Origin of the sequence: Brotaphodocola sp., assembly GCF_050873065.1 — a bacterium.
Lineage (GTDB): Bacteria > Bacillota > Clostridia > Lachnospirales > Lachnospiraceae > Brotaphodocola.
Window position 1 is genome coordinate 1 of the sequence record NZ_JBNMIC010000067.1, and the last position, 10128, is coordinate 10128.

Consider the following 10128-nt stretch of genomic DNA (forward strand, 5'->3'; position numbering starts at 1 on the left):
ATCAGAATAACTCCTTTCTTGGATGTAGGTTTATAGTTTTTAGTCAACTCTATTATACCATATCCGGTGAGGAGTTATTTGTTTATAGGTAACAAAAAATGCCGTATTTATGCGGCTTGTGGCGTTTCGCAAACGCCTAAAGAAGTGGAATGAAATGAGAGGAGGAGTTTTTTATGGTTGCAGCAATAGGTTTTTTGATGATTATTGTGATTGTGGCACTGCTCTTGAAGGGTAAAATGTCACCGATCGTCGTTCTGGCAGTTGTGCCGACGATTGCCGCACTGATTCTGAGATTTTCCCCTGTGGATATTATGGGATTCATTGCAGACGGAATTAAGACGACGACCAGCAACGGTATTCTGTTTATCTTTTCGGTTATCTATTTTGGGGTGCTTTCTGACACTGGATTGTTCGATGTGATTGTTGGCTGGCTGGTAAAGCGTGCAGGTAACAACGTCATCGCGGTCACGGTTGTTACGGCACTGATCGCAACGATCGCTCATCTTGACGGAACGACAGCAGTTACCGTTCTGATCACGATCCCGGCTATGTATCCGGTATACAAGAAGATGAAGATTGATCCTAGAATTCTTCTGTGCATCACTGGTGCATGTATGGGTGTTATGAACCTGCTTCCGTGGGGCGGCCCGACTGCGAGAGCAGCAACCGTTCTTCAGATGGATGCAACGGAGCTGTGGCATATGCTGATCCCGATCCAGGTTGTGGGACTGGTGATGAACATTGTGCTTGCTGTTCTGCTCGGTATGCTGGCAATCAAGCAGGGTGCCGGTGCAGGTAGGGGAGAAGTCGTTGCAGAAGATGCAAAAGAGAAGGCAGAGACAGATTCTCTGAGAAAATCCAACGCGTACCTGATTTTTAACTTCCTGCTGACGGTCGGAGTTATCGCTCTTCTGTCTGCCGGAATTGGAAAATCTTATGTAGTCTTTATGCTTGGTCTGTGTGTTCTGCTCGCAGTCAACTATCCAAGCCAGAAGATTCAGGATAAGCTCGTGAAAAAGCATGCTCCGGCAGCACTTGCAATTTCCGCAACTCTGTTTGCAGCGGGTGCGATGGTTGGTGTGTTCGATGGTACTGGAATGCTTGAGGCAATGGCAAGTGCAATCATGGCAATCATCCCGTCTGTACTCGGAAAGTACATTCACCTGATTTTCGGTGTTCTGGCACTTCCGCTTGGACTGTGCATCGGAACAGACGCATACTTCTATGGAATCATGCCGTTAGTTATGCAGGTCGGTGAGACTTACGGAGTGGCATCTTTAAACACCGCACTGACGATGATCATCGGAAAGAACCTTGCCCTGATGGTAAGCCCGCTTGTTCCGGCAACTTATCTGGCAATCGGTCTGACCGGAACAGAGCTCAAAGATCACATGAAGTTCAGCATTCCGCCGTATTTCATTGTGAGCTGCATCATGCTCTTCCTTGGAGTTGTCCTTGGAATTATCACGGTATAAGAGCGGATTCTTATTACAATTTTCGACTTTTGACATATGAGAATAACTTAGGTGGAGACCACACAGCGCAGAAGGGCTGACGGTCTCCGCCTGTTTTGTGTATTAGGGAAAATGAGGTTACTATTTGCGCAACGCGTGAACAGTAACAAAATGAGGGTGCATTCTGTGAAATATCGGTGAGAATCTTGTGCATTTCAGAGTGGTCTTGGTATAATGGATGCAATGGAAACACTTAGCAATACATCGAAGTGTTTTTTTATTTGCATGGGATGGATCATGGATAAAGAAGATAGGAAGATAAGAAGATAAGGGAAAAAATTAAATTTCAGCTGGAAAGAGGGAAAACAGGATATGAGTGCAGAAGAAATTCTGGTAGTGGACGATGAGAGAGCGATCCGGCTTGCGATCCGGACGGCACTCGCGAGAGAGGGAATGCATGTAACGGAGGCTTCAGACGGGGATGAGGCGCTGGGATTGCTCCAGAGACAGCATTTTCATCTGGTGATTCTCGATGTGATGATGGAAAGGGTAGGTGGTTATCAGGTGCTTCAGAGCATGCGCGCGTCCGGAGACAATACGCCGGTGATGATGCTCTCTGGAAAATCTGATGAGATGGATCAGGTGCTCGGGCTCGGATTCGGTGCGGACAGCTATCTGACGAAACTATTTCACATCGCAGTTCTGATTCAGACGGTAAAGGCATTGATTCGCAGAAGCCAGATTTACAGTCAGATGGCACCTTCTGCGATTCAGAGAGGGCCGTTCACAGTCGACACAGTGAAGATGGAATGCCTGAAAAATGGAAAGCCGTTGAATTTTACGGCGCGGGAGCAGGCATTGTTTCGTTTCCTGATGGAAAATCCGGGGCAGGTTTTCACAAAGGCACAGCTCTATATGCAGGTCTGGAATGAGGCGGTTGTCGATGACAACACAATCACCGTATATGTGAAGCGGATTCGGGACAAGATTGAGGACGATCCGAAAAATCCGGACTATTTAAAGACGGTACGCGGAATCGGCTACAAGATGGACTTGTGAGCTGCCGGAAAACGGCGTGAAGGGAGACCGATAGAGAGATGCGAAATCTGAGTGTATGGGGAAAGAAACACGTCACGGAACTTTTTTCAGTCGTATTGATTGCGGGGTTGTCGCTTGCGATGGTTGCAGCCTGTCTGACGTTTTACCGGAGATATCGGGATTCTATGGTAAAGACAGAGGAGAGCCAGCTTCTGACAATCGCAGGTGTGATTGGAAACAACTTGAGTTCATATATCAGCTCTGAGCTGAAACAGATTGATCTGTATTATGAGGATTTTGATCATCTGGGAGAGGCAGATGGGGGCGAAGATCATTCGGGTACAGATGAAAAGAGCAGTCAGATTGAGCAAAAAATCAGGCGCCAGACCAGTTATTTTCTGAATGAGAGTGAGGGGCTTTACGATCAGATTTTGCTCGATCTTCCGGATGGAAGGACTTACCTGTATTTGCCAGACAAAGAAGAGAGATCTGGCGGATCGGCACATGCGCAGACAGAAGGACGGCAGACTGAGAATGCCAAGGTCGCAGGACTCTCCGAGGCGGAAGCACAGGCAGAGGATCAGAAAGCGGAGATTCGGGGAGGCAGCGGGACACAGGCAGAGATTGTTGGAAAGCAGTTTTCTGAACAGACCGGATGGTATGAGATGAAAATTTCCAAGAAGATCGTCACAGATGCGGGGGAGTATGTTCTCCTGTTCTCGATGGATCTGCACAATATTTACCAGAAGATCGTCGAGCCGGTCAAGATCGGTGAGAACGGTTATTCTGTTGTGAAAGACCAGAATCTTGATATCATCATGCACCATGCGAAAGACCAGATCGGTATGGATGCGGTCAGAGGGCGCAGTCTGCGCTATCCGTCGCTGAATCTGACGAGCCTGGACTCGTGGGTGGAACGTCAGACCAGGGAAGATTCCGGAACGGGAATTCTTGACAGCTATGTCTGGGATGACCCTTCTCTGCCGGCGGTGCGAAGAATTGTCGCATTTACGGTCATTTATATTCAGGGAGAGCGCTGGATTGTGAATTCGACCCTGCCGATGGAGGAACTTGACAGTCCGTTAAACCGGATGATGGTGATTCTCGTGGGAATCGTGATGTTCTACATTTTTGTGCTTGTCTTTGCAACCCGGATCATTCTGAAAAATCGTTTTCTCGCTGTATCGCAGCAGAAGGAGATCTCCTATCTCAAGGAGATCAACCGGGGAATGGAACTGATTGCACAGAAGAATGATGAGATCCGCCATTACCAGAGAATTCAGTCTCTCGGCATGATGGCAAGCCACATCGCACACGAATTCAACAATTATCTGACCCCGGTGCTGATTTATGCGGAACTTCTCGAGAATGACGAGAGCATTTCTGAGGAAAACAGGGAGATGATCCGGGAAATCACAAGCTCGGTCGACAAGGCATCCAATCTCTCGAGGGAGCTTCTGGCGTTCTCAAGGCAGGATATGGGAGTCCGGCTCGAGAAGCTTAATTTCACGGAGGAGACAAACAGTGCGCTGACGGTTGTGCGTCAGCTTGTGCCGGCGGCAATCACCTTTCGGACAAAGATCACCGAGGAAAGCCTGTTTATCTGGGGACGGAGAGGAATGGCGGAGCACATTCTGATGAATCTTTGCAAGAATGCATTTCAGGCGATGGAACATTCAGAAAAAAAGATTCTGACGGTTTCGCTGATGCGGGAGGCAGATGGAAAAATCTGTCTGCGTGTCTCTGACACAGGATGTGGAATCAGCGAGAGTGCGCGCCAGCAGATTTTTGAGCCGTTTTACACGACGAAGGGCTCGAGACAGGGAACTGGACTTGGACTTTCCGTTGTCCAGAATATGATTCGCTCCGTGGACGGTACGATTGAGGTCAAGAGTGAGCCGGAACAGGGAACGTGCTTTGAGCTGTACATTCCGGAGTATCAGGCAGATCCGGAGAGTGATGAGAAGAAAGACGGACGCAAGCGCCTCAAGGCAGTCTCGAGAATTGCGATTGTATCTTCGGACGAGATGCTTAGAAAAATGAAGGGAAAAGCGAGGGGAAGCCGTTACAGTATTGATTTATATGAACATCCCGCAGCTCTTATTGACAAGGTGCAGAAAACTTCTGGACTTTATGAGATGGTGATTGCGGACTACATGCTTCCGATGATGAATGGAATCGAGTTGTGCGAGGTTCTGCGCAGAGTCAATCCGGAGATCCGTCTGATCCTGACTTCCGATCAGATTGAGACAGATTTTGAGTGGTATCGAAACAACGGAATGATCGACCGGTTTATGACGAAAACAGAATTTCAGGAAGATTTTCAGCATATTCTGCAAGAAAATTGTAAGCCAATGTAAGAGAATCGTTCTTGCACCTTTGACATATCATGCTATGATAGAGGATGTGAAAAAAGGCAGAGATTGGAGGCAGAAGAAGTTGAATACAAAAAAGAAGTACTTAAACTGGAAGTACTGGTTATCTCTGTGCTGTCTGGTGGTGCTCGCCGCATTTACTGGAATTGCGGGGACGATTCAGGCACGGGCAGAAGAAAAGCCGGCTCCGACGGAGTTTGCACATATAACCAGCTGTACGGTGGAAAATGGAAAACAGGTATCGATCAAAGGTCAGATGGAGGGAACCTGGTCAGATTCCGCATACTATGACAATTATCTCTATCTGTTTGAGATGAAACCGTATCAGAGAAGTTTAAAGGGCAGAACTGACTACTGTGCATGGATCACAAAGGGAGATGCACTGAGTTTTCAGGTTCCGTTAAATCTTGGAACCGATCAGGATGCACTCTGCTCAAGCTATGTCGTTGCAGTCTATGACGGAAACGAGTATACAGTTGTAAGTAACGAGGCGTATATCACGAATCCGGAATCCGTGGCAAAATACACGGATGCTTACAAGAGTGCTCAGACGAAGAAGGGGCTTTTAATCCAGACAACGCCGGCAATGCTCTCAGATGCGTTTTCTCTGGGTGTCAATCATGTGATTGTCAATATTCCGTTTAATCACATTCTGGGAAGCGGAATCGATTATCAGTTTGACGGAAAGACGTATCATTTCAGCAAGGATGTGATGGCAGTTTACGATGACACAATCCGCCGGATGTCGGAGAAGGACATGACTGTGACTGCGGTTATCCTGAATGGCTGGAGTGATTCCACGCCTCATCTCTATTACCCGGGTGTGACGAAACAGCCGGCATCGAGAGCAAACTATTATGGATTCAATGTTGCAACTCAGGAAGGATATGAGACGGTTCGCGCAATCGCATCGTTCCTCGCAGATCGTTACGGAAGTCTGAAGTCCCCGTATGGAAGAGTTTCCAACTGGGTAATCGGAAACGAGATCAACAATCAGCTCTGGAACTACATGGGACCGATGAGCCTTGACAAGTATGTGGAGGAGTACCAGAGAGCATTCCGTGTGTTCTACACAGCGATCAAGAGCACAAGTGCGAACAGCAGAGTTTTCTTCTCGACGGACTACAACTGGAATTATGACGCAGATGGAAGCCTCAAGTACAATGCGAAGGATGTCATCGACACGTTCAACAACAAGATGATTCCTGGCGGTTCGATGGATTGGGGACTCGCTTACCATCCATACTCAATTCCGCTGACCGAGCCGGAGTTCTGGAATGATGCAGAGACGGGACTCATCAAAAATGATGCCTCCTCACCGGTTGTCAATATGCTGAACTTAAACGTGCTGACGGATTATCTCCAGCAGGCACAGCTGCGCAATGCGTCCGGAGCTGTTCGCCATGTCATTCTCTCTGAGCAGGGATTTACCTCAAAGAGTGCGACGAGAGGAACGACGGAGGATCTTCAGGCAGCGGCAATCGCTTATGCATATTACATCGCAGACAGCAATCCTTACATTGATGCATTCATCATGAGCCGTCAGGTCGATGCACCGACAGAGCTCGCGGCGTCTCAGGCATTCGGTCTGTGGCACTGTGATGAGAGCAAACCGAATGACATTGTTGCGACGAAGCAGAAGCCATCGTGGATTGTCTACAAGAATATCGACAACAAGAATGCGACTCTGGAGACAACGGAGAAGTATAAAGCTCTGATCGGCATCAACAAGTGGAGTGATGTGATTCCGAACTTCCGCTGGAAGAGTCTGGAAAAGTAAAAAAGCAGGCAGAGCGCAAAAAATTCGAAAAGAAAAATCGAAAAATCAAAAAGAAATTTTTAAAAGGACATGGAAACCGTGTCCGGCGAAAGCCCGTTTTTCCTTTAAAATCAAGGGAAAATCGGGCTTTCAAAAAAAATTAAAAAAAGTTTTGCAAAAGTGTTGACAAAAACGATAATGTGCAGTATACTAACTATCGTTGCAGCGGACAAGAGCTAAGAACTAAGGCAAAGAGCTCAGAAAGTTGTGACAGGCGATAAGCCGGATGTGCGCGTAGCTCAGCTGGATAGAGCACTTGGCTACGGACCAAGGTGTCGGGAGTTCGAATCTTCTCGCGCACGCTGAATAGAAAGGGCATCTTCTTCGGAGGGTGTCCTTTTTCGTTGTATAGAAAGAATCTTGACTAACATTTGACTAACGTTTTTTTGAGTCTTGAGGTTTTATTACATGGAAATGGAAAAAGAGATGGATCAAATTTGTGATGAAATTCAGAAGAAAATTAATTTTATGATGGAAGGAAATCAAAAAGTAATTGAGGAATCCATTTATTCGGAAAGTCAGGCGCTTGTTGTCAATGCGATTATTTTGGGAGTCAAATATGGGATCAAGTCACCAGCGTTTTGTGAAGATCTGAAAAAAGTGACAGAGAAAGAGGAAAAGCTTATCCTTGTGGGATGCCCTGTGAGCTATTTGGCGGTTTCTGCTCGTCATTTGCTGGGAATTCAGGAGTATACGGGTGATGATAGTATTATAAAAGAATGGATTGAGTGCAAGATGCAGTTCTAATGGAACTTGCTATGATTGATGTAGAATTTTGACGAGAAATATGATAAGCTAAGGAAGCTGCCGAACCTCCAGCAGAAAGGAGGTGAGTGGTATGGCTGAAATTCTTATCGCATTTCTTGTCTCTGTCGTAGCAGGTGTAGTTAGCCACTACATATGCAAATGGCTGGACAGGGATAAATAGGTAGCAACAGCATAAACGGAATAGTTCACCGTAACGAACGAGAAAACCCCAGAGGATTGCGCCCTCTGGGGTTTTTGTTGTGGCATGGAATCTTATCGCATTCCTTAGCTATGTTCTATCATATGCCATTTGAAGTTAAAAGTCAATAAAAAATAGTGCTGCTTGGATATAAAATGATGGGGCTTCACTTTTTTTCGAATGAATTGTAAGTTTGTTTTGGATAAGATATAATGCTAATAGAAATTTTTGAGACGAATGAAGGAGAAGAACATCAATGCTGTATCAGATTGTGGACGGAAGTGTGTCGCTGGGAGGGAAAACGATCCTCGCTCATATCAATTTTGAGATTCGCGGGAATGAGAAGATTGCAATTGTAGGGCGAAATGGAACGGGGAAGACGACACTTCTGCGTCTGATCTCGGGAGAGTTGGAGCTTGATCGCGATGACCGCAGGCAGGGGCCGGGAATCCTGAAATCAAGGCAGCTTACTGTGGGAATGCTGCACCAGCATCTGGGCGGAGATCTTGGCCGGACGGTCGAGGAGGAGCTTCTTGAGGCGTGTCCGTGCAGGGATCGCTTTGACCGGGAGCGTTTTGCCTACGAGCTGGAATATGACCGTCTGTTTACGGGCTTTGGATTTTCCAAGGAAGATAAGAAAAAGCGGCTTGAAGAATTTTCCGGTGGAGAGCAGACGAAGATTGCTTTCATCCGTCTTCTTCTGATGAAGCCGGATCTTCTTCTTCTCGATGAGCCGACAAACCACCTCGATATTCCTACTGTCCAGTGGCTTGAGGAGTACCTCCGGGACTATCCTCATGCAGTCGTGATGGTCTCCCATGACCGGTTTTTCCTTGATCGGACAGCGGAGGTTGTCTATGAGGCTTCCGGCACGTCGCTGGTGCGCTACGCGGGCAATTACACCCAGTACCGTGCGGAAAAACAGCATATGCTTGAGATCCAGAAGAAGGCGTGGGAGCGCCAGCATGAGGAGATTGGCCGCTTGAATGAGGTGATTGAACGCTTCCGCCATAAACCGGCAAAGGCCTCCTTTGCGCGTGCGAAAAAGAAACAGCTTGAGCGGATGGAGCGCGTCAGTGAACCGGATCAGGAGGAGATGACGGTTCATTTTGGCCAGATCAGTCCTCTAATTCTCGGAAGTAAGTGGGTATTTACCGCGGAACATTTAAAAATCGGATATGAGAAACCGATTCTGGAACTGTCACTGCGAATCCGCAGAGGGCAGAAAATTGGTCTGATCGGTCCGAATGGAGCTGGAAAGAGCACGTTTTTAAAGACGGTGGCAGGGCTGATCCCTCAGCTTGCGGGGGAGGGAGGACCGGGAAATCAGGTCACGATCGGATACTTTGATCAGCATGCGGCAGAGCTGCCTTCGGAAAAGACGGTGATCAAACATTTCCATGAGCTGTTTCCGGCGATGACGGAGAAAGATGCAAGGAGCGTGCTTGGCGCTTATCTGTTCCGAGGAAAAGAGGCAGGCCGCAGGGTGTCGGAGCTTTCCGGCGGAGAGCGTGCCCGCCTTGTTCTCGCAGAACTTTTGCAGAGCCGCCCGAATTTCCTTGTTCTTGACGAGCCGACGAATCACATGGATATTCCGGCGAAAGAGGTTCTTGAGGCTGCATTTCAGGCTTATACGGGAACGATTCTCTTTGTCTCGCACGACCGTTATTTCATCCGTCAGGTTGCAGATGCGATGCTGATTTTTGACGGCAGAAGTGCGATGTACCATCCATTTGGATACGAACATTATCTTGAGTGCTGCCGCAAGGAGGCGGAGGGAGTCTCTGTCGCTGAGCAGATCAGAGCGGAGGACGCAGCCTTGATTGAGGGAATGCGCGCCGTCCCGAAAGCAGAGCGCCATCGTCTTCGCGAGATCCCGACCGAGGAGGCCTATCTTGACTGGAAACTTCGCCTTGTGCAGGAACGGATGGAACCGGCGGGCGAGCACTGGGGAATGCTTGCAGAGCGAGTGAGAGAAAAAGAGCAGGAGATTTGCGAGTCTGAGGAGTACTGGAGAGAACTGACCGGGGAGATCGAAGGAGAGCAGGAGGAGGCAGGGAAGCCCGAAAGTCCGGAAAGTTTGGAGAATCTGGAAAGCCTGCGTGTAGAGCAGGAAGAAGCGTGGAAGTGCTGGCATGAACTCTGTCTGGAGTGGATGGAAATCTGGATGGAGGGCGAGAATTAGTCGGAAAACGTCATTGCCGGTGGGAAGCAAGGCAGGATGGCTAAAAAAATAGGAATCCAGAATTCAGTAGAAATCCGAAACGGGAATCCCCGAATCCGAAATATTTTGAGAAAAAAAGATGGATCCTGACTCTTTACTTTTTTGACTAAAATGGATACAATATAATGTATGATAGGTAATTGCGAAACTCGCGGTGCTCGTTCGCAACCTTGAACCAAAACAAGGAAGAATTCGCGAAGAGCACGACTTGTGGAATGAAAAATGGATAATCGGACATTTTAGGCGCACTTTAATAAGCTATGGACTTTATG

6 protein-coding genes and 1 tRNA gene are annotated in these 10128 nt (G+C 47.7%); all 7 read left to right on the forward strand.

All coding sequences use genetic code 11. From position 1 onward, the window contains the following. Nucleotides 1-173: 173 nt before the first annotated feature. The 7 genes from ACR0QE_RS12030 (at nt 174) to ACR0QE_RS12060 (ending at nt 9817) form a co-directional block, all read left to right on the forward strand. Nucleotides 174-1475, forward strand: coding sequence for a CitMHS family transporter (locus ACR0QE_RS12030; RefSeq protein ID WP_432628589.1), 1302 nt, complete (start codon nt 174-176; stop codon nt 1473-1475). A gap of 351 nt (nt 1476-1826) precedes the next feature. Then, the gene (locus ACR0QE_RS12035) at nt 1827-2513 is read left to right on the forward strand and encodes a response regulator transcription factor (RefSeq protein WP_432628590.1); all 687 of its coding nucleotides are present in this window, start codon (nt 1827-1829) and stop codon (nt 2511-2513) included. A gap of 38 nt (nt 2514-2551) precedes the next feature. Further along, nucleotides 2552-4852, forward strand: coding sequence for an ATP-binding protein (locus ACR0QE_RS12040; RefSeq protein WP_432628591.1), 2301 nt, complete (start codon nt 2552-2554; stop codon nt 4850-4852). A gap of 34 nt (nt 4853-4886) precedes the next feature. After that, the gene (locus ACR0QE_RS12045; RefSeq protein ID WP_432628592.1) at nt 4887-6647 is read left to right on the forward strand and encodes a DUF5722 domain-containing protein; all 1761 of its coding nucleotides are present in this window, start codon (nt 4887-4889) and stop codon (nt 6645-6647) included. Nucleotides 6648-6914: 267 nt separating this feature from the next. Further along, nucleotides 6915-6988, forward strand: a tRNA-Arg gene (locus ACR0QE_RS12050). Between the two features lie 106 nt (nt 6989-7094). Beyond that, nucleotides 7095-7433: a hypothetical protein gene (locus ACR0QE_RS12055; RefSeq protein ID WP_432628593.1), complete on the forward strand. Its 339-nt coding sequence runs from the start codon at nt 7095-7097 to the stop codon at nt 7431-7433. 455 nt (nt 7434-7888) lie between these two features. Then, nucleotides 7889-9817, forward strand: a complete 1929-nt coding sequence (locus tag ACR0QE_RS12060; RefSeq protein ID WP_432628594.1) for an ABC-F family ATP-binding cassette domain-containing protein — start codon at nt 7889-7891, stop codon at nt 9815-9817. The last annotated feature ends 311 nt before the right edge of the window (nt 9818-10128 follow it).

Coding starts and splice junctions, on each gene's coding strand:
- ACR0QE_RS12030 (WP_432628589.1), top strand. CDS start 174: ATGGTTGCAGCAATAGGTTTTTTGATGATTATTGTGATTGTGGCACTG.
- ACR0QE_RS12035 (WP_432628590.1), top strand. CDS start 1,827: ATGAGTGCAGAAGAAATTCTGGTAGTGGACGATGAGAGAGCGATCCGG.
- ACR0QE_RS12040 (WP_432628591.1), top strand. CDS start 2,552: ATGCGAAATCTGAGTGTATGGGGAAAGAAACACGTCACGGAACTTTTT.
- ACR0QE_RS12045 (WP_432628592.1), top strand. CDS start 4,887: ATGATAGAGGATGTGAAAAAAGGCAGAGATTGGAGGCAGAAGAAGTTG.
- ACR0QE_RS12055 (WP_432628593.1), top strand. CDS start 7,095: ATGGAAATGGAAAAAGAGATGGATCAAATTTGTGATGAAATTCAGAAG.
- ACR0QE_RS12060 (WP_432628594.1), top strand. CDS start 7,889: ATGCTGTATCAGATTGTGGACGGAAGTGTGTCGCTGGGAGGGAAAACG.